The organism is Sphingomonas sp. IBVSS2 (assembly GCF_002127225.1).
GTDB lineage: Bacteria > Pseudomonadota > Alphaproteobacteria > Sphingomonadales > Sphingomonadaceae > Sphingomonas.
Genome location: NZ_NFUR01000004.1, coordinates 1 through 26,704 on the forward strand (window position 1 = coordinate 1; position 26,704 = coordinate 26,704).

General features: G+C 68.9%; 27 protein-coding genes. 11 read left to right on the forward strand and 16 right to left on the reverse strand.

Annotated elements, in window-relative coordinates:
• Positions 1-333 precede the first annotated feature (333 nt).
• Genes CAP40_RS13715 through CAP40_RS13730 form a run of 4 tightly spaced genes read right to left on the reverse strand, consistent with a single transcriptional unit; the run spans position 334 to position 3,545 of the window.
• Positions 334-1,386, reverse strand: a complete 1,053-nt coding sequence (locus tag CAP40_RS13715) for a peptidoglycan-binding protein (RefSeq protein ID WP_086130116.1) — start codon at positions 1,384-1,386, stop codon at positions 334-336.
• A complete protein-coding gene (locus tag CAP40_RS13720; RefSeq protein ID WP_086130117.1) occupies positions 1,383-1,808 on the reverse strand; it encodes a hypothetical protein in 426 nt (141 codons plus the stop codon). Before CAP40_RS13720 ends, CAP40_RS13715 begins: the two co-directional genes overlap by 4 nt.
• A complete protein-coding gene (fliI, locus tag CAP40_RS13725; RefSeq protein ID WP_086130118.1) occupies positions 1,805-3,142 on the reverse strand; it encodes a flagellar protein export ATPase FliI in 1,338 nt (445 codons plus the stop codon). Before fliI ends, CAP40_RS13720 begins: the two co-directional genes overlap by 4 nt.
• 10 nt (positions 3,143-3,152) lie before the next feature.
• Positions 3,153-3,545 (reverse strand): flagellar biosynthesis repressor FlbT, encoded by a 393-nt coding sequence (locus CAP40_RS13730; RefSeq protein WP_086130119.1) that lies wholly within the window; start codon positions 3,543-3,545, stop codon positions 3,153-3,155.
• Positions 3,546-3,728: 183 nt separating this feature from the next.
• Between CAP40_RS13730 and CAP40_RS13735 the strand changes: the two genes are divergently transcribed.
• Genes CAP40_RS13735 through CAP40_RS13745 form a run of 3 tightly spaced genes read left to right on the forward strand, consistent with a single transcriptional unit; the run spans position 3,729 to position 8,124 of the window.
• Positions 3,729-5,087: a flagellar hook protein FlgE gene (locus CAP40_RS13735; protein ID WP_086130120.1), complete on the forward strand. Its 1,359-nt coding sequence runs from the start codon at positions 3,729-3,731 to the stop codon at positions 5,085-5,087.
• Positions 5,088-5,109: 22 nt separating this feature from the next.
• Complete coding sequence (locus tag CAP40_RS13740; RefSeq protein WP_086130121.1) at positions 5,110-7,191, forward strand: flagellar hook-associated protein FlgK; 2,082 nt, start codon at positions 5,110-5,112, stop codon at positions 7,189-7,191.
• A 24-nt stretch (positions 7,192-7,215) separates the two neighbouring features.
• Positions 7,216-8,124: a flagellin gene (locus CAP40_RS13745; RefSeq protein WP_086130122.1), complete on the forward strand. Its 909-nt coding sequence runs from the start codon at positions 7,216-7,218 to the stop codon at positions 8,122-8,124.
• 395 nt (positions 8,125-8,519) lie between these two features.
• Here the strand turns inward: CAP40_RS13745 and CAP40_RS13750 are convergent, their stop codons facing one another.
• Entirely contained in the window at positions 8,520-10,316 is a 1,797-nt protein-coding gene (locus CAP40_RS13750) for a hypothetical protein (protein WP_086130123.1), read from the reverse strand.
• On the reverse strand, positions 10,316-10,513 hold the full coding sequence (locus CAP40_RS13755; RefSeq protein WP_086130124.1) for a hypothetical protein: 198 nt from the start codon (positions 10,511-10,513) through the stop codon (positions 10,316-10,318). The genes CAP40_RS13750 and CAP40_RS13755 overlap by 1 nt, the downstream gene beginning before the upstream one ends.
• Before the next feature lie 132 nt (positions 10,514-10,645).
• Here CAP40_RS13755 and CAP40_RS13760 point away from each other — a divergent pair, with 132 nt between their 5' ends.
• Complete coding sequence (locus CAP40_RS13760) at positions 10,646-11,038, forward strand: hypothetical protein (protein ID WP_256924206.1); 393 nt, start codon at positions 10,646-10,648, stop codon at positions 11,036-11,038.
• 62 nt (positions 11,039-11,100) lie between these two features.
• On the opposite strand, the gene CAP40_RS13765 is transcribed toward CAP40_RS13760, so the two are convergent.
• From CAP40_RS13765 to CAP40_RS13780, 4 genes are read right to left on the reverse strand one after another with little or no spacing between them, the layout of a single operon-like run.
• Positions 11,101-11,691: a MotE family protein gene (locus tag CAP40_RS13765; RefSeq protein ID WP_086130125.1), complete on the reverse strand. Its 591-nt coding sequence runs from the start codon at positions 11,689-11,691 to the stop codon at positions 11,101-11,103.
• Positions 11,691-12,080, reverse strand: a complete 390-nt coding sequence (locus CAP40_RS13770) for a DUF6468 domain-containing protein (protein ID WP_256924207.1) — start codon at positions 12,078-12,080, stop codon at positions 11,691-11,693. Before CAP40_RS13770 ends, CAP40_RS13765 begins: the two co-directional genes overlap by 1 nt.
• Complete coding sequence (gene fliM, locus CAP40_RS13775; protein ID WP_086130126.1) at positions 12,077-13,096, reverse strand: flagellar motor switch protein FliM; 1,020 nt, start codon at positions 13,094-13,096, stop codon at positions 12,077-12,079. Before fliM ends, CAP40_RS13770 begins: the two co-directional genes overlap by 4 nt.
• Complete coding sequence (locus CAP40_RS13780) at positions 13,093-13,644, reverse strand: flagellar basal body-associated FliL family protein (protein ID WP_086130127.1); 552 nt, start codon at positions 13,642-13,644, stop codon at positions 13,093-13,095. The genes fliM and CAP40_RS13780 overlap by 4 nt, the downstream gene beginning before the upstream one ends.
• 113 nt (positions 13,645-13,757) lie before the next feature.
• Between CAP40_RS13780 and flgF the strand changes: the two genes are divergently transcribed.
• The 7 genes from flgF to CAP40_RS13815 all read left to right on the forward strand — a co-directional run bounded on the left by flgF (position 13,758) and on the right by CAP40_RS13815 (position 18,640).
• Complete coding sequence (gene flgF / locus CAP40_RS13785) at positions 13,758-14,495, forward strand: flagellar basal-body rod protein FlgF (RefSeq protein ID WP_086130128.1); 738 nt, start codon at positions 13,758-13,760, stop codon at positions 14,493-14,495.
• Between the two features lie 29 nt (positions 14,496-14,524).
• Positions 14,525-15,307: a flagellar basal-body rod protein FlgG gene (flgG, locus tag CAP40_RS13790; protein WP_086130129.1), complete on the forward strand. Its 783-nt coding sequence runs from the start codon at positions 14,525-14,527 to the stop codon at positions 15,305-15,307.
• A complete protein-coding gene (gene flgA, locus CAP40_RS13795; RefSeq protein ID WP_086130130.1) occupies positions 15,307-15,735 on the forward strand; it encodes a flagellar basal body P-ring formation chaperone FlgA in 429 nt (142 codons plus the stop codon). Before flgG ends, flgA begins: the two co-directional genes overlap by 1 nt.
• A 10-nt stretch (positions 15,736-15,745) precedes the next feature.
• Entirely contained in the window at positions 15,746-16,513 is a 768-nt protein-coding gene (flgH, locus tag CAP40_RS13800; protein ID WP_086130131.1) for a flagellar basal body L-ring protein FlgH, read from the forward strand.
• Positions 16,514-16,803: 290 nt separating this feature from the next.
• Positions 16,804-17,658: a flagellin gene (locus CAP40_RS13805; protein ID WP_086130132.1), complete on the forward strand. Its 855-nt coding sequence runs from the start codon at positions 16,804-16,806 to the stop codon at positions 17,656-17,658.
• Positions 17,659-17,808: 150 nt separating this feature from the next.
• Positions 17,809-18,210, forward strand: a complete 402-nt coding sequence (locus CAP40_RS13810; protein ID WP_086130133.1) for a hypothetical protein — start codon at positions 17,809-17,811, stop codon at positions 18,208-18,210.
• Between the two features lie 97 nt (positions 18,211-18,307).
• Positions 18,308-18,640: a hypothetical protein gene (locus CAP40_RS13815; protein ID WP_144034361.1), complete on the forward strand. Its 333-nt coding sequence runs from the start codon at positions 18,308-18,310 to the stop codon at positions 18,638-18,640.
• Between the two features lie 314 nt (positions 18,641-18,954).
• On the opposite strand, the gene CAP40_RS13820 is transcribed toward CAP40_RS13815, so the two are convergent.
• The 6 genes from CAP40_RS13820 to fliF all read right to left on the reverse strand — a co-directional run bounded on the left by CAP40_RS13820 (position 18,955) and on the right by fliF (position 26,692).
• Positions 18,955-19,662 carry a flagellar hook assembly protein FlgD gene (locus CAP40_RS13820; protein ID WP_086130135.1) on the reverse strand — a complete coding sequence of 236 codons (708 nt, stop codon included), beginning with the start codon at positions 19,660-19,662 and terminating at the stop codon, positions 18,955-18,957.
• Positions 19,663-19,673: 11 nt separating this feature from the next.
• Positions 19,674-21,059, reverse strand: a complete 1,386-nt coding sequence (locus CAP40_RS13825) for a flagellar hook-length control protein FliK (protein WP_086130136.1) — start codon at positions 21,057-21,059, stop codon at positions 19,674-19,676.
• Between the two features lie 73 nt (positions 21,060-21,132).
• Positions 21,133-23,214 carry a flagellar biosynthesis protein FlhA gene (gene flhA / locus CAP40_RS13830; protein ID WP_086130137.1) on the reverse strand — a complete coding sequence of 694 codons (2,082 nt, stop codon included), beginning with the start codon at positions 23,212-23,214 and terminating at the stop codon, positions 21,133-21,135.
• Between the two features lie 169 nt (positions 23,215-23,383).
• On the reverse strand, positions 23,384-24,721 hold the full coding sequence (locus CAP40_RS13835) for a sigma-54 dependent transcriptional regulator (protein WP_256924254.1): 1,338 nt from the start codon (positions 24,719-24,721) through the stop codon (positions 23,384-23,386).
• 2 nt (positions 24,722-24,723) lie between these two features.
• Positions 24,724-25,074: a flagellar motor switch protein FliN gene (gene fliN / locus CAP40_RS13840; RefSeq protein WP_086130138.1), complete on the reverse strand. Its 351-nt coding sequence runs from the start codon at positions 25,072-25,074 to the stop codon at positions 24,724-24,726.
• A 10-nt stretch (positions 25,075-25,084) separates the two neighbouring features.
• Positions 25,085-26,692: a flagellar basal-body MS-ring/collar protein FliF gene (gene fliF, locus CAP40_RS13845; protein WP_086130139.1), complete on the reverse strand. Its 1,608-nt coding sequence runs from the start codon at positions 26,690-26,692 to the stop codon at positions 25,085-25,087.
• Between the last annotated feature and the right edge of the window lie 12 nt (positions 26,693-26,704).

Here is a 26,704-nt window from a genome sequence, read left to right on the forward strand (position 1 = left end):
CGGTCGACATAAACGCGCTGGCGGTTGGTGCGAGCGGCGCCATCCGCCGGCATATTCTCGATGACGGTGGCGACGGCCGCTTCCAGCGCGATCGTGATCTTCGACATTGCGTATCCCCTGTTTCGTCCGGGCCCGCCGGGTCTCGGCTGCCGTTCACAGGGGCAACATGGCTTCTAATCCTTTAACAGATCCCTTAAAATCCTATATGTAGTCCTACCAGTGCCGATTTTCCGGCGCGACGCATTGCTCCGTATAAAATACGGATAATGCGTGATATTTATGGAATTCCGTGCCTGAAAGGCCGTCGGTTCCATCATTATAGGATAAAATAATTTAGCCGGCGAATTGTTCCGGACGGATTCGACGATCGATGAATCCGAGCAGCCATTGGCGGTGCGCCTGGGTGGCGTTGCCCGCCGCGGCGATTCGGTGATCGGCCGCACCGCCGCCGATCTGGGCGGCCAGCAGCATGCGCGCGCGGCCCGGCTCGATCCCGCCCGCGAGGAATTTCTTCGCGTCGCCGAGCCCCAGATGATGCGTGAGATAGGCCGACTTCGCCAGCGTCTCGGCGTCGGTGTGGACGCGGATGCCCGATTGCTCGAGCCGCGAAAGGTTGAACTTGGCGAGATCGGCAACGCCCAGGATCGAGGCCTGGCCGTCATAGCGCAGTGCCAGTAGCGCGCTACGCGCGCCGGGAAGCACCTGGCCGCGCCCGTCGAGCCAGCCGCGATCGGTGGCCAGCTGGTTGAGCCAGGTGCCCGAGGTCTCGGCGAGATGCTCCCAGGTGCCGCTGAGGAACTGGCCGAGCCCGGCGGCGCTCGAGCGCGGATTGCGCGACATCGTGTTCCAGCTGCCGTCGCGCCCCTTGGCGGCTTCGGCGTCGACGATGGCGGCCAGCGCGGTCGCGGGAATGCCGGTGCGTGCCTCGGCCATGGCCAGGGCCGGCGCAAAGCGGGTGTTGGCGCCGAGCGCGAGGCCGGAGACCACCGCGCCCCTGGCGACCGAGACGGTAGCCTCGGTGCCCATCGCGGCCGCCATGGCGCGGCTGCGTTCCTCGGCGGTATCGCCGATCGCGCCGCGCAGATCCTCGATGCAGTCGTCGGCGAAATCCTTGCCCACGACCTTCCGGTGACAGGCACAGGCGCAACCGCAATTGCAGCCCTGCACGCCGTTCGCCTGGCCGCCCATCCGGCCGCCGAGCAGGTCGAGCAGCGAATCGCCGCTGAGGCCGTTCTGGCCGATGCCATTGCCCTTGCGGTCGTCGCGCTCGCCATCGCCCAGCGCGGCGCGCCACAACCGGCTGGCGAGCTCGGTCTGCGCCTCGGTGTAGATCACCTTCGCGCGGTTTGCGGGGCTGAGCTGGGAGAGGTCCGCGCGCGGAATCATGCGCTCCGCTCCGCATTGCGGCGCGCCACGACCAGCTTCGCGGCGGCGATATCGTCGATCATGGCCTGTTCGGCGCCGGCCGCGGCGCGCTCGGCCTCGTCCTTGAAGCGATCCGCCGCGCCTTCGATGGCGCGCATCGTGCCATAGGCTTCCACGGCCTGGGCACGCAGATGGGTGAGCCGCCCATGGGCGAGCTGCGACTGGCGATCGAGCCGTGCGCGCTCGGCCTTCATCCGCAACGTCCAGGCATCGCTGGCGATCGGCACGGTGGCGGCGAGCGCGCGCTCCTCGCGCATGCGGATCTCATGGGCCCGGGTCTGGTGGTTGAGCGTGCTGATCGTCTCGATCTCGACGCTGATCGACACCTTCACCGTGTCGACCTCGCGGCGCTGGACGCGCAGGGCGGTGTCGAACGGGGTCATTCGTCCATCTCCATGCTCAGCGCGACGATCTCGCCGAGCGCGGCGAAGGCGGCATCGGCATTGCCCTCGTCATTCTTGCCCTGGTTCAGCATCGCCTCGATCTGGGGGGCGAGCGCCACCGCGCGGTCGACCTCGGGCGAGGAGCCGGCCTTGTAGGCGCCCAGCCGCACCATCTCTTCCATGTCGGAATAGGTGGACAGCAGCTTGCGCGCGCCGACACGGATGTCGTTCTGCGTATCGTTCATGCAGTGCGGCAGCGTGCGCGAGACCGATTTGAGGATATCGATCGCCGGATAGCGGCCGCGCTCGGCGATCGCGCGACGCATCACGACGTGACCGTCGAGAATGCCGCGCACCGCATCGGCGACCGGCTCGTTATGATCGTCGCCGTCGACCAGCACCGTGAACAGGCCGGTGATCATGCCCTTGCCCGGCGCGCCGGGGCCGGCACGCTCGAGCAGGCGGGGCAGTTCGGCGAAGACGGTGGGGGTATAGCCCTTGGTCGCCGGCGGCTCGCCGCTCGCCAGGCCGATCTCGCGCTGCGCCATGGCGAAGCGGGTGACCGAGTCCATCAGGCACAGCACGTTGAGGCCCTGGTCGCGGAAATGCTCGGCGACGGCGAGGGTGGTCCAGGCGGCCTGGCGGCGCATCAGCGCGGGCTCGTCCGAAGTGGCGACGACGACGACCGAGCGGGCCATGCCCTCGGGCCCGAGATCGTCCTCGATGAATTCCTGCACTTCGCGGCCGCGCTCGCCGATCAGGCCGATCACCGCGACGTCGCACTGGGTCCATCGCGCCAGCATCGACAGGAGCACCGACTTGCCGACGCCCGAGCCCGCGAACAGGCCGAGCCGCTGGCCGCGGCAGAGCGGCACGAACAGGTCGAGCGTGCGCACCCCGGTCTCGATGCGTTCGCCCACCCGGGCACGGTTGGCGGCGGCGGGCGGCGGCGCCTTGATCGGCTGGGGATCGGCGCCGTTGGGGAGGGCCCCCAGTCCGTCCACCGGCCGGCCGAGCCCGTCGACCATCCGGCCGAGCCAGGCCTGGGAAGGGCGGACGCTGAACTGGCCGGCGCCGAGTTCGGCGCGCGCGCCCAGGCCCACGCCCTGCGGATCGACGAAGGGAAGGCAGAGCGCGACTTCGCGGTCGAGCGCGGTCACTTCCGCCTGGACGATGCCGCCCGGCGCGGCGATCTCGATGCGGCTGCCGATCTGCGCTGCGCCGGCGAGCCCCTCCACTTCGATCAGCGCGCCGCGCACGGCGACGACGCGGCCGAAGCGGCGATCGGGTGTCATGTCCCGGATCGCACGGGCTGCGCTGGCGAGCGTCTGCACCTTGTGGCCCTCAGGCCGCCTGCGGGGCGGCGAGGGCGTCCTCGAACGCGATCACCTCGCGCGCGGTGGCCAGTGCCTTGTAATATTCGCCCTGGGCGATCTCGCTGGCGAAGCGGATGCAGGCCGACTTGGCCTCCGGCACCTCGAGCGCGACGACCAGCGCGCCGACCAGCCCGACCACGATGTCGTGGTGGCCGTCGCGGTTCGCCGGATCGATATAGGCGAGCATCGCGGCGAAATAGAGCTGGCGCGCAGGCGTGGTCGCTTCCTCGGGGCGCATGACCTCGCGCCCGCGCAGGATCGATACCTGGTTCTCCACGGCGATCTGGGTGCGGCCCACCGCGCGGATCACCGCGCCGTTGACGATCGCCTTCTCGCCGTCGCGAAGGGTGATGCGGAGCATTGGGGAACAGCCTTTCGTTCGTCTGGCTGCATTATAGGATGCCTTTCGCGCCGCTGGTGCCGCACCCGGCAATTTTTGCCCAGCATCATCTTATTGCACCCTGCTTTGGGTCTTCGCTTCGCTCATCCTACAATTGAGGCGTGGCCCGCGCGCGTTCCGTGGGCATCGACGGGAGTTAACGTCTTGAGCCTCTATTCCGCTCTTTATGCCGGCGTCTCGGGCCTCAACGCGCAATCGAGCGCGATGGCGGCGGTTGCCGACAACATCACCAACATCAACACCATCGGCTACAAGGGCATCGAAGCCCAGTTCAAGACGATGGTGACGGATGGCCGCGCGCGTTCGAGCTATTCGGCGGGCGGCGTCGTCGCCGCGCCGATCGCGATGATCTCGAAGCAGGGCATGATGCAGGCGTCGAGCAACAGCACCGACATCGCCATCGACGGCAAGGGCTTCTTCGTCACCCGCACCGCCGCCGGCGGCCAGGGTGAAGTCGCCTTCACGCGCGCCGGTTCGTTCCGCGCCGACGAGGAGGGCTATCTGAAGAACCCGGCGACCGGCCTGTACCTCTATGGCTATCGCCTCGATGCCGAGGGCAAATACAGCAACACCGGCAATCTCGACGATCTGGAGGCGATCCGCGTCAGCGACCTGACCGGCACCGCGGCGGCGACGTCGCGCATCCAGGCGCGCATCAACCTCAACACCGCGACCGACGTGTCGCCTGCCGCCGCCGGCTACACCCAGGGCGACCTGGCGAAGTACGCTGCCGACAATACGTTCACGCCGAAGACCGAGAACCAGTTCCAGCGCTCGTTCACCGTCTATGACCAGCAGGGCGGCTCGCACACGCTGAACATGGCCTTCCTCAAGACCGGCCCGAATGCGTGGAAGGCCGAAATCTATTCGAACCCGCCGGGCGACATCATGAATACCAGCGTGACCCCGGCGGTGAAGAGCACCAACGGCTTCATCGCGGGCGGCGACGTCAAGTTCAAGCCGGACGGCAGCCTGGATCTTCCGGCGGGCAGCTGGCTGAACAGCGCGCTGAACATCACCTACTCCAACCAGGCGGCCTCGGTGCCGATCAAGCTGGAACTGGGCAGCGACGGCAAGATCGACGGCCTTACCCAGTTCGGCCAGCCGAGCTCGCTGATCTCGGGCAACACCGATGGCGGCACGCTGGGCAATCTGTCGCAGATCGAAATCACCAAGGAAGGCGTCGTCAACGCAGTGTTCGACGACGGCACCACCCGCTCGGTGTTCCAGCTCCCGCTGGCGACCTTCCAGAACCCGGACGGCCTCACCCGCGTATCCGGCAATGCCTATAATGCCAGCCGCCTCTCGGGCGGTTTCACGCTGAACGAGCCGGGCGAGCTGGGCGCGGGCGCCATCGCGGCGAACTCGCTCGAGGCCTCGACGGTCGACCTGGCGGGCGAGTTCACCAACATGATCCGCTTCCAGCGTGCGTACAGCGCGTCGTCGAAGATCATCACGACGGTGGACGACATGCTGCGCGAAGTCAGCGACCTCAAGCGCTAACGCCAAAAGAACGTAGGGGAACATGGCGCTCAACGACATTCTCGGTACGGCGGTGTCCGGCCTGGCAGCAGCCCAGGCCGGCCTCCGCGCGGTTTCCAGCAACATCGCGAATGTCGGGGTGGCCGGCTATGCGCGCGAGCGCGTCAACCTCACCACGGGCGTGGTCGCGGGGCAGGTCAGCGGCGTCGTGGTGGGCGAGCCCACCCGCGTCGCCGATCGTTTCCTCGAAGCGACGGTGTACAACCGGGCGGGCGATTATGGCCGCACCGAAGTGACCGCCAACTATCTCGACCGCCTGCAGGCGCTGCTCGGGCAGCCGGGGGCCTCTTCCGGCCTCTCGGCGCGCCTCGACGCGGTCTCGGCCTCGGCGGTGGCGATGACCGGCTCCCTGGGCTCCACGCAGACGGTGGCGCAGTTCACCAACGACGTGCAGGACGCGATCAGCTCGATGCAGCAGATGGACAAGGACGTGTCCCAGCTGCGCTCGGACGTGGAATCGGAAGTCGGTTATTCGGTCGACAAGATCAACACCCTGCTCAAGCGCATCTACGACCTGAACGGCACGGTGGCGCAGGCGACCGGCCTTGGCCGCAGCGCCGGGGGTGCCGCCGATCAGCGGATGAGCGCGATCGAGGAACTGAGCGGGCTGATGCAGGTCACCGTCCGCGATCAGGCGGACGGCCGCGTCACCATCGAGACGGCGAGTGGGCAGATGCTGCTCGACAAGCGCCTGCGGCAGCTTTCCTATCCCAGCGCCGGAGGGGCTTCGCAGCCGACCTATCCGGCGATCGAGATCCGTTTCGCCCAGCCCGACGCGGCCACCGGCGACAAGATCGATTCCGCCGCGATCGGCGGCAAGCTGGGCGGGCTGCTCGATCTGCGCGATCGTGCGCTGCCGGCATTCTCCGAGCAGCTCGGCACGCTGTTCACCGGCCTGTCCCAGGCGTTGAACTCGGTGTCGAACGCGGGCAGCACCGTGCCGCCTCCGGCCGCGCTCAACGGCCGCAACAGCGGCATGGCGGGCAGCGATCGCCTCGGCTTCACCGGCGCGGCGACCTTCGCGGTCACCAAGGCGGACGGCACGCTGGTCGCCAGCACCAAGATCGATTTCGATGCGCTCGGCCCTACCGCGACGATCGACGACATGGTCACCGCGATCAACACGGGCCTTGGCGGCGCCGGCACGGCCAGCTTCGCCAATGGCAAGCTCAGCATCGTTGCCAATGGCACCGGCAACGGCGTGGCGATCGGCCAGGACGCAACCAAGCCTAGCGCGCGCGCCGGGCAGGGCGTCTCGCAATTCTTCGGGCTCAACGATCTGGTCCGCAGCGATGACTCCTCGCTGGTGCCTTCGGGCTTCGCGGCCGGCGATCCGCATGGCTTCGCGACGGGAGAGACCACGCAGATCGTGCTGCGCGACAGCTCCGGCCGGGCGCTGACCAGCTACACGCTGACGCCCACCACCGGCGGCACGTTCGGCGATCTCGTCAGCGATCTGAACGGCAGCCCGCTCTCCAATTTCGGCACCTTCTCGCTGGACGATAGCGGCCGCCTGCGCTTCGCCCCGGCGGCAAGCGTCGCCGGCGCGACGCTCTCTATCCCGGCGGACTCGACCAATCGCCTCAGCACCGGGCGCTCCTTCGCGCAGATGATGAACCTCACCGGCGCGTCGAGCGGGCTCGGCAGCGCGCAGGTGCGGCCCGATATCCTCGCGAGCGCGTCCAAGCTGGGCCTCGCCCGGTTGCAGGACGTCGCGGTCGGCGCCAAGGCGCTCGGTTCCGGCGACACGCGCGGGGCGACGGCCTTCGTCAACAAGCTCGGCAGCGCGATCGATCTTGGCAAGGACGGCAAGTCGACCGTCGATGCCTTTGCCAGCAACCTGATGGGCCGGATCGGCCTCGACGCGAACCAGGCCAAGGGCCAGCTCGCCGATGCCACGGCGCGCCGCGACGACGCGATCACGCGCCGCGACAGCTTCGCGGGCGTCAACATAGACGAGGAACTCTCGCAGATGGTGGTGCTGCAGAACAGCTATTCGGCCGCCGCGCGCGTGATCACCACCGCGAACGACATGTACGACACGCTCCTCGGCATGCTCCGATAGGGCCGGAACAAGAAGGGAAGACCCATGACCCGCGTTGCCACCATCCCGCTCCAGCGCACCATGGCCAGCGCGATCTCGCGCGCCCAGGAGCAGCTCGCCGACACCCAGCGGCAGCTTTCGACCCGCAAAAAGGCCGCGACCTTCGCCGATCTCGGCACCGAGGCGGTACGCAATCTCTCCGCGCACTCGCTGCTCGCCCGCCAGGACGCGCAGGCTACCGTATCGAAGCGGGTCGGCACCACGCTCTCGCTCTACCAGGCCAATCTCGAGGGCATCGACGATGCGACCTCGGATCTGCGCACCAGCCTGATGAAGGCGGTCGGCACCGGCGATTCCGCCGGCCTGCAGGAAGCGATCCAGACCGCTTTCGATCAGTTCCGCACCTCGCTCAACGCTTCCGAAGGCGGCACGCCGCTGTTCGGCGGCAGCCAGATCGATCAGGCGCCGTTCTCGGTGGACACGCTCGCCCAGGCGGCGACGACGCCCGGTGCAAGCGCCTTCCACAACGACACGGTGCGCGCCAATGCCCGCGTGGCCGACGGCGTGGACATCAGCTACGGCGTCGGGGCGAGCGAGATCGGCGCCAATCTCTACGAGGCGTTCCGCACGCTCGGCCAGGCCGGCGACATCGGCACCAAGCCCACCGACGCGCAGATGGATGCGATCAAGCAGGCGGTGGCGCAGCTCAATACCGGCCTTGGCGACGTGCGCGCGATCAACGCCGACAATGGCCGCAAGCAGAACCAGGTCGATACGCTGACCGCGCGGGGCGAAGCCCGCGGGCTGGTGCTGCAGGGCGTGATCCAGGACAATGAGGATGCCGATCTCGGCCAGGTCGCGATCGACCTTGCCCAGCAGAAGACGGTGCTGGAGGCGAGCTATTCGGTGTTCGCCCAGCTGTCGGGGCTGAATCTGACCGCTTATCTGAGATAGGGGCGGCGCGCTCCCGCATGTCCGGCGCCACATGTCCGGCGAAGGCCGGGGCCTGGCCATGGTGCCCGGGCCCCGGCCTTCGCCTTACTTGTTCTTGCAAACTGGGGTTTCGCCTGCCGGGCTGGCGCAGCCGATGCGCGCTGGCGGCCTTTGCGGCCTTTCGGGCGCCGGGACCGGCTGCGATGTTTGGCGATTGTCCCCTTCAAACATGTAGCGCGAAGCAGTTCCCCGGCGAAGGCCGGGGCCCAGTTGCGAAGGCCCCTCGACGGCACTGCTCCCTCGCGAATATGCCGCGACTGGGCCCCGGCCTTCGCCGGGGAGCGCATACATGCTCAAACGAGATAATTCCCCGATGTTGGAACCGCGCGCCCTCATCCGCCGTGCCGGCGAGGGGCTCAGCCCCCGGCGTCGAGCAGGTCGCCGATCGCGCCCGCCGGGCTCGCCTCCGGGATCGCGCCGATCGCGGCGTCGAGCCTGGCCGGGTCGATCTTGTCGATGCTGGCGGTCAGCATGTCGAATGCGCCGGCGGTCGGCAGGCCCCTGAACGCTGCGGCGTAGCGGCCGTTCAGCGCGCGGAGCCTGTCTTCCCGTCCGAGCATCGCCAGCGCGACGGCATAGCGCAGTACCGCCGCCTGTTGCGGCGCGCCAAGCCCCTTGCCCGAGGGCAGGCCCTTCTCGCTTTCCGTCACGAAGGAGCCCCAGTCCTGGGTGCGCCAATGGATCTCGGCGCGTACCGCCGCGCCGTCCGGCACGCCGTCCAGCGCCGCCGCGGCGGCGTCGTCCTTGCCCAGCCTGTGGAACGCAACGGCTTCCATCCGCTTGCGGTCCCAGCGCATCTGGGGGGTATAGCTTGGCTGCTCGGTGGCCTGCAGCGCCTTGAGTGCCAGGTCGGGCCGGCCGGCGAGGACCTGCAGCATCGCCACCCGCACGGAGAGCGGGCCTTGCGCCACGTCCTGCGCACGCTGGGTCAGCTGGTAGGACAGCAGCTCGGCGGCGCGGGCGTAGAGGCCGGCGGCCTGGAGCCGGTCGGCCAGGCGATTGGCGAGCAGGTCGCCATCGCCGCCCGAAGGAGCCAGCTCGCGATAGTCCCAATAGAGGCCGGCGGCCTGGGCGAGCGGCACGCCGCTCTCCGGCGCCAGCACCGCGCTCAGCGCCTGTTGCAGCTCGGCGAGCATCGGCCCGGCCTGGGTGCCCAGCTTGAAATAGCGCAGCAGGGTGGCGCCGCTCTTCAGCTCGGCGCGCAGGTCCTGCTGTTCCTTGGCCAGGCCATATTCGATGGTCAGCGCCCGCCGCTCGACCGGGCCGCCGCGCCAGCCGAAGCGCATCGCGTCGAGCTGCCGGATCGCCTCGGGCGGCGCGATCGCATGGCCGGCGATCGACACTTCGATCGCGCCGAGCCGGGCGCCGGCCTGCACTTCGGGCGTGCCGGTGAGCGCCGCGCGCTCGAAGCGCAGCCGGGCCCCGGCCAGGTCCTTCTGCGCCAGCAGCGCGCGGCCGCGCAGCAGGTTGGCGTCGCCATTGCGGTCGTCGAACAGCTGGAGCCATTGCAGTGCCGGCTGGGGCTGGCCGGCATCGATCGCGGCGCCGGCCGCGGCGAGCATGAAGGGCGCGCGGTCGCGCGGGGCGCGGGCGTTGATCGCGCCGCGGGCGCAGGCGACCTGTCCCACCGCCTCGGGCGCGGCGCCCGAATGGGCGAGCGCGCGCATCCGCCAGGCGCATGCCTCCGCATTGCCGGAGAGTTCGGCGGTGCTCAGCGATTCCACTGCCTCGGCATCGCGGCCGAGCAGGGTGAGCGCCGCGCCGCGCGCGAGCTGATAGGGGGCGACGAGCGCCAGGTCTGGATCGGCGAGGCGCATCGCCTCGAGTACGCCCAGCGCTTCGGCGGCGCGATCCTGGCCGATCAGGCCCCGGGCATAGGTCCAGCGCACCGATTGGCGCGTGTCGGGCGTCGCGGTGGCGAGCTGGTGCCACGCCTCGGTGCCGGTGATGCCGGTCCAGCCGTCCGCGCCGGTGATCATCGGCATTTGCGCCAGCGTGGCGGCGAAGCGGGGCAGGGCGACGCTCGGTATGGTTGCGGCCGGCTTGGCTCCGGGCGCCGGCGTGGCGGCGGGAGTGGGCGTCGCGTGCGGGGCCGGCGCGGTGACGGCGGGCGCCGCGGTGCCCGCGGCGAGGATCAGGAACAGGCCGCGCATCAGCCGAGCCCGAACGGCCGGATCGCGACGACGACGATGCCGCCGCCGATACAGGCGAGCAGGAAGAGAATGGCGTGCAGCATCGGCAGCGTCGCCTTGGCCGGAGCGGGCGCCGGCGCCGGCGGACGGACGATCTCGGCCGTCTCCTCGATGGTCACCCGCACATTGGGATGCCTTCCATTATCGACGACACGCATCTTTCTCGGGCGCTGATCGTGGCTCAACTCGTCACCTGCTCGCTGATTCCATTCTATTATAGAGGGATGGGTGCCCGATGTGGGCGCCGGGCATGGATATCGGAGGACGGGATTTTGCGACGCGAAACGCTGGTGGCGCTGGGTCTTGCGGCATTGCCGCTGCCGGGCGGTGGCGCGCAGGCCTCGGGCGGCGGCGGCGCCGCCGCGGGCGAGGGCCTGCATCTCGTGACCATGGAGGAGATCACCGTGCCGATCGTCGACGCCGATCGCGTCAACGGTGCCCTGCGCTTCAAGCTGGTGATCGATGCAGGCAGCGGCGAGGTCGCTTCCAGGCTGAACGGCGAGATGCCGGTGCTGCGCGCCGTGACGCTGGCGGCGGGGCTGGAGTTCGCCCGGCTCAATGCCTCGGCGCTTCGCGCGGTCGACGCCCAGCGGCTCGACCATGACCTCACCGCCGCGCTGAAGGTCGCCGAGCCGGGCCTGGTCCGCGTGCTGATCGTCGAAGTCGACGCCCGCACCGGCTGACCGAATTTCCGGGAGACTTTGAAGGGGCCGCCCCGGCATTCCGCCCGGGCGGCCTTTTCGTGTCAGCGGCGCGCGGTCGCGGCCGGGCCCATCGCCTGGCCGGGCTGGGGGCGCATGGCCGGCGATGCCGGAGGATGGGCGGCGTTGCGGCGCGCCATCGCCATGCTGAGCGCGGCGGCGCCCTTGGGCGTCATCGCCGCCATGATCATCGCGGTCGAGCGTTCGCGCATCCGCTGCGCGACCTTCATCTGCACTTCCATGTCGAGCTGCTCGAAGACCACCGCGGCGGCCTTGGGCTTCATCGCCTGGTAGATCCGGGCCAGCTCGTCGAACTGCGAGTCCGCCGGGGAAGGCGCACCGGGCGCGCCGCCCGGGCCGGTGCCGGCCTGGAGCTGCGCCTCGTCCTGCTTCCGGCGCGCCTCCACATCGGCGGCGAGCCGGGCCGAGGCGGCCTTGGCCGCCTGTTCGCGCAGGTCGAGCCCGCGCTTGCGGCGGGCGGCGGCGGCGTCGCGGTCGTTCATGTCCTGGGTGATCGCGTTGCCGAGCCGGGTCTGGCCCGTGTCCTGCTGGCCGGTCGCGATCGTCGCCGCATTGGCGACCACGGCGAGCCCGGTCACGCCGGCGGTGAGCAGGAGCAGCGAGGGGCGGGCCATCACGCGGCTTCCGCCAGCGGGGCATCGCCCTCGGCCACGGCCGCCGGCTCGCCCGCTTCCTCGTCGCGCTGGGCATTGGCCATGCCGACCGCGTTGACGATCCGCTCGGCGGCGGCGTCGGCGATGCCGGTCATCAGGCTCAGTTCGTCGCGCAGCTCGCGGGCACGCTCGACCAGCTGGGCGTGGCGGGCGCAATCGGTGCCCAGCGTGTGCTTCATGTCCGAAAGCACGGCACGGGCCTGGACGGTGGCGACCTGCAGCGCCTCGACCACCTGGGTGAGCGCGCCGTCCTTCACGGTGCGCAGGCTCTTCATCATCCGCACGCTCTGCACGAGCACGGCCATGCACAGGATGATCGTCAGCACATTGGCGAGTAGCGCGATGCTCATTGCTTCACCTTCTTGTCGGAGGAAACGTCGTTGATCAGGCGCACGGCGACCTGGCCGTTGCGCTGGCCGATCTGGCCCTGGGCGAGCTTCACGCCGCCGCAAGCGACGTCGAGTGCATCGTCCGGGCTCTTGTGGAGCGCGATGGTCTGGCCGATCTCGAGATTGCGCAGGTCGGCGATCGACATTGCCTTCTCGCCCAGCAGCACGCTCATCGAGACATTGGTCTTGCGCACCTCGGCGGCCATGTGCGCCTCCCAGATGCTGTCGCGGCCGCTCTTCTCGCCCATGAAGCGCTGGAGCAGCTTGTCGCGTACCGGCTCCAGGGTCGCATAGGGGAACACCAGCGTGAACCGCCCGCCGCGCCCGTCCATGTCGACGCGGAACGTCGCGGTGGCGCAGATGTTGGACACGCCGGCGATCGCGGCGAAGCGCGGATTGGTCTCGATGCGCTCGAGATTCATGTTCACCGGCTCGATCGGAGCGAATGCCTCCGAGAAGTCGTTCAGCGCCAGCGTCAGCATGCGCGAGACCAGGCCGGTCTCGATGGTGGTGAAGGCGCGGCCGTCGATCACCATCGCCGAGCCGCCGCCGCGGCCGCCGAGCAGGGCGTCGACCACCGAGTAGATCAGGTTGGAATCGACGGTGACGAGGCCGTAGCTCTCCCATTCCTCGATCTTGAACACGCCGACCATCGCCGGCAGCGCGACGCGGTTCATGAACTCGCCGAAGCGGGTGGAAGTCACTTCCTCCAGGCTGACGTCGACGCCGTCCGAGGTGAGGTTGCGCATCGAGCTGGCGAAGGAACGCACCACCCGATCGCACACCACTTCGAGCATCGGCAGGCGCTCGTGGCTGATGACCTTGGATTCGATGACGGCGCGCAGGCCGGACTTGCGGGCGATGGGGCCCACATCGCCGAACAGCGCGTCGATATCGGCCTGGTCGAACACGCCGCCGCCCATCTCGCCCGGGGGGGCGGGGGGATCGGGAAGATCGAAGTCCTCGAGATCGATCATTGCTGCACCAGGTCCTGGATGAGGATGTCCTTCACCTGGCCCTCGCCGAGCGTGGCGGTGGCGCGCACCATCATCTCTTCCTTGATGCGGAAGACCGCGGCCGATCCGGACAGGTCCTCGGGGCGCAACTCGCGCAGGAAGGGCTGGAAGCTGTCGAGCACCAGCGGCAGCTTCTCCTTCAGGCCGTCCGGGGCGATGCCGTCGCCCGGCACGATCATGAAGTGGATCTTGAGGAAGCGCGCCTGCCCGTCGGGCGAGCGCAGGTTCACCAGCATCGCGGGCACGTCGACAAAGGCGCCCTTGCCCGCATCGCCCGCCGCGGCCTCGCCATGGCCGCCGCTCGCCGCGGCATCCTTCGCGCCGCCATGCCCGTCCTTGGCGCCTTCCGCCTTGGCGCCGGAGCCGGAGAGCATGAAGGCCGCGCCGCCGCCGCCGCCAAGCAGCAGCACGGCTGCCGCGGCACCGATGAGGATCAGCTTCTTCCTCGATTTGGGCTCGGCCGGCTTCGCGGCTTCGGCACCCTCCTCGATGATTTCCGGAGACGACATTCCCTGGTGACCTTCCGAAATCTGCGCGCCGACACCGCGTCGATGCATTTTCTCCTATTATAGGATCAGCGCCCGGCAATTGTTGCCTAGTGCGAATTTTTGAGGGACGTCCGGTGGACATTTCTTCCTATGTGCTGCTGAGCCAGGAAACGGCGCTGCGCCGCCGCATGGACGTGGCGGCGAACAACCTGGCCAACATGAACACGGTCGGCTTCAAGCGCGAGCAGCCGGTCTTCCGCGAATATGTCGAGAAGACGGACAGCGCGGTGAAGCCGGCGAAGCAGACGTCGTTCGTGCTCGATTATGGCGCGATCCATGATTTCAGCCAGGGCGCTTTCCAGGCCACCGGCAACCCGCTCGACCTGATGATCGAGGGACAGGGCTATTTCTCGGTCCAGGCGCCCGACGGCAGCACCGCCTATACGCGGGCAGGCCAGCTCAAGATGCTCCCGACCGGCGAACTTGCCACCTCCACCGGCAACAAGGTGCTGGGCGAGGGCGGCAAGCCGATCACCGTCCCGCAGGAAGCGGCCAACCAGGTCTCGATCGGCAAGGACGGCACGGTCAACGGGCCCGGCGGCCCGTTCGGCCGCGTCACCGTGACCCAGTTCGACGAAGCCGGGGTGGATCCGCGCGGCGACGGGCTGTTCAGCGGCACCGGCGGCCGCGAGCTGCCGTCGGAGCAGACGCATCTGGTGAGCGGCGGCCTGGAAGGGTCGAACGTCAACGCGATCCAGGAGACCACCGACATGGTGGAGATCCTGCGCGCCTATCAGACCAGCCAGAACCTTTCCCAGAGCATGAACGACATGCGCAAGTCGGCGATCGACCGGCTGAGCAAGGTCGGCTGAACCCCATCACGAGCATAAGGAACTAGCTCATGCGTACGCTTTCCATCGCCGCGACGGGCATGCTCGCGCAGCAGACCAATGTCGATGTGATCTCGAACAACATCGCCAACATGAACACCACGGGCTTCAAGCGCCAGCGCGCCGAATTCCAGGACCTGCTTTACGAGCAGGTCGTGCGCCCCGGCTCGGCGACCAGCGCGCAGACGATGAGCCCCACCGGCATCCAGATCGGCTCGGGCGTGAAGACGGGGGCGATCTACCGGATCAACGAGCAGGGCGCGACCCAGCAGACCGACAACCAATATGACCTGGCGATCCAGGGCCATGGCTATTTCCAGATCACGCTGCCCGACGGCACCACCGGCTATACCCGCGACGGCTCGTTCGGCGTGTCGGACCAGGGCGAGCTGGTGAATTCGGACGGCTTCCCGGTCCAGCCCGGCATCACCGTGCCGCAGAACGCGGTGAGCGTCACCGTCTCGAAGACCGGCCAGGTCGACGTCGTCCTTTCGGGCAACCCGACCCCGCAGACGCTCGGCCAGCTCCAGCTCGCCACCTTCGTCAACGAAGGCGGCCTGGAGGCGAAGGGCGGCAACCTGTTCCTCGAGACCGCGGCCTCGGGCGCGCCGATCGCCGGCGCCCCGGGCGATCCGGGCTTCGGCACGCTGCTGCAGGGCTTCGTCGAATCCTCCAACGTCAATCCCGTGGCCGAGATCACCGCGCTCATCACCGCGCAGCGCGCCTATGAGATGAACAGCCGCGTGGTGAAGACCGCCGACGAGATGCTGGCGACGACCAGCCAGCTGCGCTGATGCTCGGCGTTCTCGGCCTCGCGCTGCTCGCCCTCGCCGTGCCCGAGGACGTGCCGGTCGCCGTGCTCGGCCATGCCGTGCAGAAGGGCGACCGGATCGAGGCGGGCGACTTCGCGGTCGAGCAGCGCCCCGCCGCCACGGCGCGCGGCGCACTCACCATCGACCAGGCCGCGGGCATGGAAGCCGCGCGCAACCTGCCCGCGGGCACGGTGGTGCGCCAGGCCGATCTGATGCGCCCGCAGATGGTGCGGCGCGGGGAACCGGTGACCATCCGCATCGTCAGCGGGCCGCTGATCATCACCGCCGCGGGCCGCGCGCTCGGCGGCGGCGCCAAGGGCGAGGCCGTCCGGGTCGTCGCCAATGCAACCAATCGCACGCTGGACGGGGTCGTCGAGGCCACGGGCGCCGTGCGCATCGTCACGCCTTGAGGGAACTATCATGCGCAAGATCATTCTCGCGGCGGCCATCTGCGCCACGCTTTCGGGTTGCGGCGCCGTCGGGCGGCTGAAGCAGGTGGGCAAGGCCCCCAAGCTCTCCGAGATCCAGCCGGTCGAGGCACCCGAGATCGAGCCGTCGCTGGCGATGCCGTCGGAGCGCGTTCGCGGTGCGACCACCAATGGCACCGTGGCGGCGCGGCAGCAGCCCCAGCAGGGGAACAGCGCCTCGCTGTTCCGCACCGGCGCCGGCGCGCTGTTCCGCGACCAGCGCGCGAACAAGATCGGCGACATACTGACGATCAAGATCAACATCGCCGACAAGGCGGACCTGGGCAACAACACCTCGCGCACGCGCGGCGGCAGCGAGAGCGGCGGCCTGGGCGGCCTGCTGGGGATCAGCCCGGTGAAGAAGCTGCTCGGCGCCGATGCCAATGCCGCGCTCGAGACCAATTCGGGTTCGAAATATGCCGGCGGCGGCACCACCGCCCGTTCCGAGACGATCAACATGACGATGGCCGCCATCGTCACCCAGGTACTGCCCAACGGCAATCTGATGATCAAGGGCCGCCAGGAAGTCCGCGTGAACTTCGAGATGCGCGAGCTGATCATCACCGGTCTTATCCGCCCGGAGGACATCGCCCGCGACAATTCGATCCGTCATTCGCAGATCGCCGAGGCGCGCGTGATCTATGGCGGCAAGGGCCAGCTCACCGACGCGCAGCAGGCGCGCTGGGGCCAGCAGATCTACGACGCGCTCTTCCCCTTCTGAGCCGTCGCCAGGATTTGGAGAGGATCGCCTCGCAGCCCGTGCTGCGGGGCGATTTTCCTTTATGGGATGCGTCCGTCCCGATCTGAGCCCAAGCGCCTGGGATTGCTGGACCGATCAGCAAGCCTTGCCTCTTAACCTTTCGCTAACCATCTAAATTCGCCCGGCAATTTTGGTGATCCTATAATTCTTCCCACAATGATCATGCGGGCGTACCGATCACGTTCCGTCGCGGGCCGGCGTCACCGGTCCGGGTCGCAGAAGCGGCCCTTCGATCCAAGAAGGATAGGGAAATGGCATTTTCGGTTAACACCAACGTCGGCGCGATGGCCGCTCTCCAGAGCCTCAACGCGACCAACGCTGGCCTGTCGCAGGTTCAGAGCCGCATCAACACCGGCCTGAAGGTTGCGTCGACCAAGGATGACTCGGCCTCGTACACGATCGCTCAGGGCCTGCGTGGCGACATGGGCGGCCTCGCGGCCGTTTCCTCGTCGCTGAGCCGCGCCAAGAGCGTGACTGACGTGGCGGTGGCTGGCGCCGAGCAGATCTCGGACGTCGTGAACCAGATGAAGGCGAAGGCCTACCAGGCCGCCGACGCCGGCATCGACACGTCGACCCGTGACGCGCTCAACGCGGACTTCGTTGCCCTGCGTGACCAGATCACCACGATCGTGAATTCGTCTGACTTCAACGGCACGAACCTGCTGAAGGCTTCGGGCGGCACCGTGACGGCCCTGCAGTCGCTGCAGGACTCGAACACCAGCTCGACCACCTGGGATCCGGACTCGCTGAGCGTCACCAACCAGGGTCTCGACCTTGGCGGCTCGGTCGTCACGATCGCTTCGGGTGGCAACATCAGCAGCCAGGCCTCGGCTCAGGCGATGATCGACACGATCACGACGACCCAGTCGAACCTGAAGACCAGCCTCAGCACGCTCGGCGCGGCTTCGCGCAAGATCGATGCTCAGGCGACCTTCACCAGCAAGCTCTCCGACGTGATCGAGGGCGGCATCGGCAACCTTGTCGACGCCGATCTCGCCAAGGAATCGGCGAAGCTGCAGGCGCTGCAGGTCAAGCAGCAGCTCGGTGTGCAGGCTCTGTCGATCGCCAACCAGGCGCCGTCGACCATCACCTCGCTGTTCCGTTAAGGCCGGACTTTTCCCTGGAGTCTATGGCCCTGACGAGGAGGCCGGGACGCAAGTCCCGGCCTCCTTTTTTCGTGCCCGCAATTTTCTTGCGCGCGCCGCCCCGCCAATTGGTTGACGCCTCTATAATGATCCCAAGAGGAGAATAGAGCCTTGTTTCCCAGGATCAGAGAAATCACCGATGCGTTCGGCGGCCGCCTTCAGGTGAGCGTCGAGGAGCACCCCTCGGGCGCGCTCGTGGTGCTCGAGCGGCCGGACATGGCCGGCCGGCCCCGCGTGATGCTCGACGGCTACGGCGTCGACATCCTTTCGGGCTATATCATGTCGGCACGCCTCGCCGTGCCGCATCCCCTTCCGGACGAGCATATCGACGGCGTGTTCGCCACGCGCTTCCGGCTGGGGCTCGATCCCTGCGCGGCGCTTGCGCTGTATCAGTCGGATGGCCCGGCGCTCGATATCCCGGCGCCTTTCTGGGATCGGCTCTATGCCGAACTGTGCCTGGTCGCGGCGCACGCCCGCGAGCTCGGGCGGCGCGCGGAAGCGCGGGTCCACTGATTCCGCAAAACCACATACGGGCTTGCCCGTACTACGCCGCAAGCCGGCTTTGAGGCATTTAATACAAAATTCACACGAACAGGTCGGGGGCAGACAAATGGGCGTTGGTGAAATCAGGCAGGGTTTGGAAGCGGCGGCCGGCTATACGGTGACGTTAACGCTAACGGTCGAGGACGTCCGGGCGCTCTGGGCGGCCGCCGCCGATCGCGCGCTGGCGGCGCCGGGCACGACGCTGGCCGATGTGCTCGACACGATCGGCCCGCGCGAGGATCCGTCGATCGCCGATTGCATCGCCATGCTCACCGCGCCCGCCGCATTGCCCGGCTGCGCGCTTGAGGCCTATGAAGTGGCCGAGGCCGGGGACGAACTGCCGCCGATGCAGATCATCCAGCTGCGCACGCAGCCGATCCTGCGTGCCGCGCACGCCTGATCCCCGCATCCTTTTCGGAAATCGCGAACGGGGCCTCCTTGGGCCCCGTTCTGCTGTTCCCGCCCCGCGGGGGCAAAAAAAAGCGGGCCGGTGGAGGATCCGGCCCGCTCGTTTAAGCGAAGGAAAACAAGGCGCCGCGGCGCCGGCCGAGAAACGGGCGGATCGCGAGGGGATTGATACGTCCGCCCGCCTCTCTGATTCCATTATAGAGGCCGGGGAAGGGTGCCCCAAACGCCGGGGCCTCAGGGAAACCCCTGGGATCGAATGGGCTCTCCCGTCATCCCCGCGAAAGCGGGGATGATCGGGTTTCGATCCTAAGCGCCGCTGCCCGTGCCCGTGCCGGCTCCGGTCCCGGCCCCGGCCCCGCCGATGCGGATCAGCTTGCCCGCCTCGACCTGGTTTCCGTTCACCGTCACCAGCACCGCGCCGTTGCTGAGCTGCACGTCGCTGACCGTGCCGATATTGTGGACCGTGCTGGTCAGCTGGGTGCCCGAACTGTCGAGCGCCTTGAGCGACAGCGAATATTTGCCGGCCGGCATCTCGCGGCCGTTCGAAGTCAGGCCGTCCCAGGCGAGCGTGCCGCTATTGCCGGTCACCTGCACGGTGCGGGTGTCGACGACCTTGCCCGAAGCGTCGCTGATGGTGGCGACTACGGAGGCGGCGTCGCGCGGCGTGCTCCAGCTCCACTGCGCCGCCTGCGTCGCGGTGAGCCCGGCGACAGGCGAGTCCACTTCCACCGCGCGGCCGATCAGCGACGAAGCCTGGGTGAGGTTCTGGGTGCCCAGCGTCGACAGGATCGACTTGAGCGTGTTGGTCTGCGCCATCGATTGCTCGACCTGCGAATATTGCACCAGCTGCTGCGTATACTGGGCCGTGTCCATCGGGCTCAGCGGGTCCTGGTTCTGCATCTGGGTGGTCAGCAGCTTCAGGAACATCGTGAAGTCGCCGTTGAGGCCCGTGCTCGACCCATTGGCCGTGCCGTTCGTCGCCGGCGTGTTGGTTGCGGTGTTGACGGTAGTCATGCTGGCTGCTCCTAGGCGAGAAGATCGACCTGCCCGTCGCCGCGGATGCTGCGATAAGCGATGTCGGCCGTATCGGGTTCGTCACTGCCGGCGCGTTGGCCGGTGGAGGAATTCTGGTTCTGCTGCTGCGATTGCTGCTGCGCCTGTGCGTTGCCGTCGCCGGTGCGGCTCTCGAAGCGGAAGCTCTGCGCGTCGGCGCGGATGCCGGCTTGGTCGAGCGCGCGGCCGAGATCGGGCGCATCCTGGCGGAGCAGGTCGAGCGCATGGGCGCTGTCCGCGCGCACCGTGGCGCGCAGCGTGCCGGCATCGTCGAACGCCAGCGTCACCTCGACCTTGCCGAGATTGTCCGGGCTCAGCCGGACGCGCAGCATCTCTTCGCCGGCCTCCACCTTGTGCGCGATCTCGACGCCGAGCGCCTGGCCGAGATGACCGGGCCGCGCGGCGATCGCCGGCTCGGCCGCGGCCATGGCAGGTGCCGCCTGGCTGCGGGGAGCGTCGGTGGCGGCATGCGGCGCGGCCGACGCGGCATGCGCGTCGTGGCGCAGCGTGAAGGCCGGTGCCTGGCCGCGATCGTCGCCGGGCATATTGTCCTTCCCGCCGTCTGGCTTGCCGGTGATCATCGGCGTCCCGGCCTGGACCTTGTCGCTGCCGGTGGCAGGCTCGGGGGCCGGCACAACGCCCTGGTTTCCGCGTGCGGCATCCGCCTTGCGCGCAGGGGAAGAGAGTTCGCCGATCTGGCGTGCCGGCGCGGGCTGCGGCCTCGTCGCGAGCTCGGGACGCGGGGGAGCCTGGACCAGGGCTATGGCGGCCATGTCGGCGGCCTGCGCATTGTCCGGAATGGCAGCGGGAGCGGCGGCGGGCAGTTCCTCGCCAAGGTTCGCCGGGCGCGGGCCGCGCTTGATCGGCGGCCTGGGTTCCGCCGGTTGCTCGGCCTGGACTTGCTCGCCTGTCTCGGCGACCGGAGCGGGAGGCGTGTCGATCGCGCGTTCGGCGGGCACGGGAGCGGGCTGGGCGTTCGCGGCCGGCTTGGCTTCCGTGCCCGGCTTGTCCGGCTTGTCCGGCGTGGCGGCGGGATTTTCCGCCACCACGGGCAGCGAGACCGCCGGAGGCTGCGCTTCCGCCGGCGCGACGGGCTGCGGCAGCGCCGCCCCGAGCGCCGGAGCTTCCGCGGGCGGAGTTTCCGCGGTCGGCACCGGGGCCGCGGTGGTGAGCAGTTGCGCCATGCTCAGCGGCGCGGCGGGCGCGAGCATGTCGTTGGCCGCCGGTGGCGGTGTGGGGCCGGTGCCGGTGGCGTTGCCCGGCGCGCCGAGCATTTGCGCGAAGCCGAAGCCGGCAACGGAGTCGGCGCTCGCTGCGCCGAAGAGGCCTGCGGGAAACCCGATGGTGTTTATCTGCATGCACGCGCCTCATGAGCGGGCGTGGGGCCCGCAATCTTCATTATAGGATGTTCGCGGGCGAAACGGTCGGCGATCAGCCGATCGTGCCGAGCGCGCGGATGCGGGCACGGGCATGGATCTCGTTCTGGGAGAGCACTACCGTTGCCGGACGCACCCGTTCGATGATCGAGCGGACGAACGGGCGGATCGCGGGGCTGGTGAGCATGCACGGTATCTCGCCGTCCTGCGCCAGCCGGTCATAGGTCTCGCGGACATGCGCGATGAACCGGTGGAGCGAGGACGGCGCCATCGCCAGCTGGCGCTCGTCGCCCTGGCCCAGGATGCTCTCCGCGAACTCCTGGTCCCATTCGGGCGACAGCGTCACCACCGGGATCGCCTCGCCGCGCACTTGCGACGCGCTGATCTGCCGGGCCAGGCGCGAGCGGACATGCTCGGTCATCTGGGTCAGGTTGCTGGTCAGCGGCGCCGCCTCGGCAATGCCTTCCAGGATCGTCGGCACGTCGCGGATCGAGATGCCTTCGCCCAGCAGGTTCTGCAGGATGCGCTGCACGCTGGAGATCGAGACCTTGGCCGGGATGATGTCGGCGACCAGCTTCTCGGAATCCTTGTGGACTTCGGTCAGCAGCTTCTGGGTCTCCGAATAGGAGAGCAGGTCGGCGATGTTCTCCTTCACCAGCTCGGTCAGGTGGGTGGTGATGATCGTGCCGCACTCGACCACGGTGAGGCCGCGGAAGCCCGCCTCGTCGCGCAACTCGCGATCGATCCAGAGGGCGGGCAGGCCGAACACCGGCTCGGTGGTCGGCTCGCCGGGCAGGCCGGCCGGGCCGCCGCCCGGATTGATCATCAGCAGCTTGTCGACGCGGATCTCGCCGCGCGCCGCCTCGGTCTCCTTGATGGTGATCACATATTCGTTGGGCTTCAGGCCCATATTGTCGATGATGCGGACCGAGGGGAGCACGAAGCCGAAATCGGTCGCCATCTGCCGGCGCAGCGCGCGGACCTGGTCGTCGAGGCGCGGCTCGCGCTGCTCGTCGTTGATCATCGGCAGCAGGGCATAGCCGATCTCGATGCGCACCGCGTCGATCGCCAGCGTCTGCGAGATCGGCTGCTCGACCACGGCGGCCTGGGCCTGTTCCTGCGCGGCGACGGCCTTTTCGAGCGCGGCCCTGGCGGCGGCGTTCCTGCTCATCCGCCAGGCGGCGAAGCCCGATGCGGCCGAGAAGATGGCGAAGGGCAGGAAGGGCATCCCCGGCATGATCGCCAGCGCGCCCAGCAGGACCGAGACCATGCCGAAGGCCTTGGGATAGCGGCCCAGCTGGTCGCCCAGCGCCGCGCCGGTCTTGCCCTTCACGCCGCCCTTGGAGACGAGCAGGCCCGCGGCGATCGAGATGATCAGCGCCGGGATCTGGCTGACCAGGCCGTCGCCGGCGGTCAGGGTCGTATAGGTGTGGAAGGCCTCGCCGATCGGCACGCCGTGCGAGACGACGCCGATGGTCAGGCCGACGACGATGTTCACCGCGGTGATCAGCAGGCCGGCGATCGCGTCGCCCTTCACGAACTTCGAGGCGCCGTCCATCGCGCCGTAGAAGCCGCTCTCGGCTTCGACTTCGGCGCGGCGGGCCTTGGCCTGGTCCTCGTTGATCATGCCGGCGGACAAGTCGGCGTCGATCGCCATCTGCTTGCCCGGCATCGAGTCCAGGCTGAAGCGCGCCGCGACTTCGGCGATGCGGCCGGCGCCCTTGGTGATGACGACGAAGTTGATGACGATCAGGATGATGAAGATGGTGAGGCCGATGATCACCTCGCCGCCCATCAGGAACTCGCCAAAGGCCCCGATCACGCCGCCGGCGGCATCGGGGCCTTCGTGCCCATGGGTGAGGATCAGGCGGGTCGAGGCGAGGTTGAGGCCCAGGCGCAGCATCGTCGCCACCAGCAGGATTGTCGGAAAGGCGCTGAGTTCCAGCGGCTTCTCGATGAACAGGGCCGTCATCAGGATCATCACCGATACGGTGATCGACAGCGCCAGGCCCAGGTCGAGCAGCCAGCCGGGGATCGGCAGGATCAGCATCGCGATGATCGCGACCACGCCGCCCGCGAGCGCGATGTCGCGGTTCAGGCCGAGCTTGTTCAGGAAGTTCAGGATCGCGGGGGGCATCGGCGGGCCTCGGGGGACATGACTCCCCTCCCTGGAAGGGAGGGGCTGGGGGTGGGTGGATGTACGCGGTACGGCAACCTGATCGGGTGGGCAGGCCGTAACGCCCGGCCGCGACCCACCCCCGGCCCCTCCCTTCCAGGGAGGGGAGCAGTGCAAGCCGCCCCGCGCATCACGCCGCGGGCGGCACGGCGATGCCGCCCTCGATGAAGCTGCGCAGCTTGTTGCGCATCGTGCGCACCGAGATGCCGAGGATGTTCGAGGCGGAGGTGCGGTTGCCGTGGCAGCGTTCCAGCGTGCCCAGGATCAGCTCGCGCTCCACTTCTTCCACCGTGCGGCCGATCAGGCCGTCCACTTCGATCCGCCCGTCGGGCCCCGGCAGCGAGACGAGCGCCTCGAGCGGCGAGCCGTCGGCACGGGTGAGGTCCTCGGCCTCGATCTGCGGGCCATGGGCCAGCAGCGCCGCGCGGTGGATGCATTCCTTCAGCTCGCGGATGTTGCCGGGCCAGCCATAGGCGCGCAGCACCGCGATCGCGTCTTCCGAGAGCGGGCGCGGGGCGAGCCCGTCGCCTCGGGCGAACTGGGCGATGAAGTGCCCGGCCAGCGCGGCGATATCGTCGTCATGCTCGGCGAGCGGCGGCACCTCGATGCATGCCAGGCTCAGCCGCACGAGGAGGTCCTCGCGGAAGCTGCCCCCCGCCACCGCGGCCTCCAGGTCCATGCTGGTCGAGGCGATCAGCCGCGCGGCGAAGGGCACCTCGGCTTCGCCGCCCAGGCGGCGGAAGCGCTTCTCGATCAGCGCGGCGAGCAGCCGGGCCTGGGTGGCGGGCGCGAGCGCCCCCACTTCGCGCAGGAAGATCGTCCCGCCCCGGACGCTTTCGAGCCGGCCGATCCGGCGCGCAGCGGCACCCGGAAAGGCATTCGCCTCGTGCCCGAACAGCTCGGATTCCAGCACGTCGGCGGCAACGCCCGCGCATTCGACCGAGACGATCGGATCCGGCCGGCCGGAAAGCCGATGGATCTCGCGCGCCATCATTTCCTTGCCGCTGCCCTTGCCGCCCGAGACGAGCACGGGGGCGCCGCTCGGCGCGACGGCGGCGGCGAGCGCCATGGCGCGATCGAGCACCGGATGGCCGCCGATAGGCACTTGCGCCTGGCGCTCCACCACCGAAGCGATGGCCGCCGCGATCAACTCGCGCTGCGGGGGCAGGGGCACATAGTCGCGGGCGCCGGCGCGGATCGCCGCCACCGCACGCTCGGCCGGCGCGGAGATGCCGCAGGCCAGCACGGGCACGACGAAGCGCTCGCGACGCAGGTCGGCCAGAAAGCCCACCGCGTCCTCCAGCACGTCGATCATCACCAGATCGGCGCCCTGTTCGCGCAGCGCCTCCAGCGCGGGCCCGGGGGCGTCGGCCATGGTGACTTCCGCGCCAGCGCCCTGCGCCAGCTCCGCAGCCCGGCGGAACTCGCTGCCCGGCGCGCCGATCAGCAGCATCCGGATCGGTCCCATCGTCAATGCTCGGCCCGCACGATCTCGGTGAGAGTCACGCCGAGTGCATTGTCGATCAGCACGACTTCGCCGCGGGCGATCAGCCGGTCGTTGACGAAGATGTCCACCGGCTCGCCGACGCGGCGGTCGAGCTCGACCACGGTGCCGGCACCCAGGTGCAGCAGTTCGCCGATCGGCATGCGGGCGCGGCCCAGCACCGCCTGTACCTTCACCGGAACGTCATGGACGGCTTCCAGGCCTTCGCCGCCATGGTGCGGCTCGGCGCCGCCCTGGTTGTCGAAATCCTCGAGCACGGGCGCGGGCTGGTCGATCGCCGGATCGGTGGGAATGATGTTGTGGGGTTCGGTATCCATGGGTCTGATCCTATGCGTTCATCCACTGACGGATCACCGAGGCCGCCTCGGGCGGGCTGGCGGCGATCGCGTCCCCGATGCGCTTGAGCGCGGAGAGTTTGATGCGGCCGTCGACCTGGGCGAGCGCGATCTCCTGATCGAGCTGCGGCACGTCGGACGGGGTCATGGCTTCGAGCTGGGCCATCGCTTCCACATCGCCGTCGGCGGCGCGCTCGGCGAGTGCGAGCATCTCGGGCGAATGGGTGGGCAGCGCGGCCGGAGCCTCCGCCATCTCCGACGCGGGAGCGGGCTTGGGCTTCAGCATGCGCAGCGCGAGCAGGCCGACCGCGCCGATCACCACCAGCTGGAGCAGGCCCCAGATCCGGTCCATCGGCAGCGACGAGAAGAAGCTGCTCGTGGCGTCGGCCGGGGCGTCGCCGGTGTTGAACTTCATGCTCTCGACGACGACGCTGTCGCCGCGCTGGGTGTCGGCGCCCACGGCATTCTCGACAAGGCGCTGCAGCCGGTCGATCTGCGGCTGGGGCAGCCCCTTGTCGCCGCCATCGACCATCACCGCGACGCTGAGGCGCGTCACCTTGCCCGGCGTGCGGACGGTTACCGTCCTGGTCGAGCTGTTGTCATAGGTGGTGTCTTCCGAATTCTGGTTGCTGCCCGACTGGCGCGAGGCGCCCGGCGTGTTGGCCGCGGCGGTCTGCGCGGCAGGCAGCTGGTTGCCGACCGAGGCGGTCTGCGCGCCGATATCGGTCTCGCGGTTCTGCTCGCCGGTCTCCACGCTCACCTGGCGGGCGATCACCTGCTTGTCGGGATCGAAGACGTGCGATTCCTCGCGCGACTGGTCGCGGTCGATCTGGGCGGAGACTTCGGCGCGGACCTTGCCCTGGCCGACGATCGGCTCGAGCAGCGATTCGATCTCGTCGCGCAGCTTGCCTTCCACGGCCTGCTGGCGCTGGTCGGCATCGCCGGCGCTGGCCGTGCTGGGGTCGCCGGCCCGGGCGAGCAGCGCACCGGTCTGGTCGACGACCGAGACGGCATCGGGCGAAAGCTCGGGCACCGAGGAGGAGACGAGGTAGCGGATCGAGGCGACCGTCTCGCTCGGGATGCGGCCGCGGGTCTTCACGGTCACCGCCGCCGTCGCCTTGCGGCTTTCCTCCGCGAACATGGCGCGCTCGGGCATCACGATATGGACCCGCGCGCCGGTGACGTTCTGGATCGTCTGGATCGACTTGGCGAGTTCGCCTTCGATCGCGCGCGTCTCGTTCATCTTGGCGCGGCTGGCGGAGACGCCGAAGGGCTGCTCCTGGTCGAGCACCTCATAGCCGATCTTGCCGCCCAGCTTCTCGCCGGCCAGGCTCATGCGGAGCTCGGCCAGCTTGTCCTGCGGCGCCATGATCGACGTGCCGTCGGCCGAGAGCTGGAAGGCGACGTTCTGCGCCTTGAGCTTCTCGGAGATCGCCGAGGCGGCCGAGGGATCCAGGTCGGTGTAGAGGAAACCCATGCTCTGGGTGGAGCCGCGGGTGGCGACGAAGGCCAGGGCGGCGAGCAGCGCGAGCGCCACTCCCCCCATCAGCAACAGCCGCTTGGGGCCGATCTGGCCCACCAGGTTCTTGATCGCTTCCAATGTCGCCCCGTT

Excerpts from the sequence above, each read along its gene's own strand:
- CAP40_RS13715 (WP_086130116.1), bottom strand. The coding sequence starts at position 1,386 with ATGATTCCGCGCGCGGACCTCTCCCAGCTCAGCCCCGCAAACCGCGCG.
- CAP40_RS13720 (WP_086130117.1), bottom strand. The coding sequence starts at position 1,808 with ATGACCCCGTTCGACACCGCCCTGCGCGTCCAGCGCCGCGAGGTCGAC.
- CAP40_RS13730 (WP_086130119.1), bottom strand. The coding sequence starts at position 3,545 with ATGCTCCGCATCACCCTTCGCGACGGCGAGAAGGCGATCGTCAACGGC.
- CAP40_RS13740 (WP_086130121.1), top strand. The coding sequence starts at position 5,110 with ATGGCGCTCAACGACATTCTCGGTACGGCGGTGTCCGGCCTGGCAGCA.
- CAP40_RS13745 (WP_086130122.1), top strand. The coding sequence starts at position 7,216 with ATGACCCGCGTTGCCACCATCCCGCTCCAGCGCACCATGGCCAGCGCG.
- CAP40_RS13750 (WP_086130123.1), bottom strand. The coding sequence starts at position 10,316 with ATGCGCGGCCTGTTCCTGATCCTCGCCGCGGGCACCGCGGCGCCCGCC.
- CAP40_RS13755 (WP_086130124.1), bottom strand. The coding sequence starts at position 10,513 with ATGCGTGTCGTCGATAATGGAAGGCATCCCAATGTGCGGGTGACCATC.
- CAP40_RS13765 (WP_086130125.1), bottom strand. The coding sequence starts at position 11,691 with ATGGCCCGCCCCTCGCTGCTCCTGCTCACCGCCGGCGTGACCGGGCTC.
- CAP40_RS13770 (WP_256924207.1), bottom strand. The coding sequence starts at position 12,080 with ATGAGCATCGCGCTACTCGCCAATGTGCTGACGATCATCCTGTGCATG.
- fliM (WP_086130126.1), bottom strand. The coding sequence starts at position 13,096 with ATGATCGATCTCGAGGACTTCGATCTTCCCGATCCCCCCGCCCCCCCG.
- CAP40_RS13780 (WP_086130127.1), bottom strand. The coding sequence starts at position 13,644 with ATGTCGTCTCCGGAAATCATCGAGGAGGGTGCCGAAGCCGCGAAGCCG.
- flgG (WP_086130129.1), top strand. The coding sequence starts at position 14,525 with ATGCGTACGCTTTCCATCGCCGCGACGGGCATGCTCGCGCAGCAGACC.
- flgA (WP_086130130.1), top strand. The coding sequence starts at position 15,307 with ATGCTCGGCGTTCTCGGCCTCGCGCTGCTCGCCCTCGCCGTGCCCGAG.
- flgH (WP_086130131.1), top strand. The coding sequence starts at position 15,746 with ATGCGCAAGATCATTCTCGCGGCGGCCATCTGCGCCACGCTTTCGGGT.
- CAP40_RS13805 (WP_086130132.1), top strand. The coding sequence starts at position 16,804 with ATGGCATTTTCGGTTAACACCAACGTCGGCGCGATGGCCGCTCTCCAG.
- CAP40_RS13815 (WP_144034361.1), top strand. The coding sequence starts at position 18,308 with ATGGGCGTTGGTGAAATCAGGCAGGGTTTGGAAGCGGCGGCCGGCTAT.
- CAP40_RS13820 (WP_086130135.1), bottom strand. The coding sequence starts at position 19,662 with ATGACTACCGTCAACACCGCAACCAACACGCCGGCGACGAACGGCACG.
- CAP40_RS13825 (WP_086130136.1), bottom strand. The coding sequence starts at position 21,059 with ATGCAGATAAACACCATCGGGTTTCCCGCAGGCCTCTTCGGCGCAGCG.
- flhA (WP_086130137.1), bottom strand. The coding sequence starts at position 23,214 with ATGCCCCCCGCGATCCTGAACTTCCTGAACAAGCTCGGCCTGAACCGC.
- CAP40_RS13835 (WP_256924254.1), bottom strand. The coding sequence starts at position 24,721 with ATGGGACCGATCCGGATGCTGCTGATCGGCGCGCCGGGCAGCGAGTTC.
- fliN (WP_086130138.1), bottom strand. The coding sequence starts at position 25,074 with ATGGATACCGAACCCCACAACATCATTCCCACCGATCCGGCGATCGAC.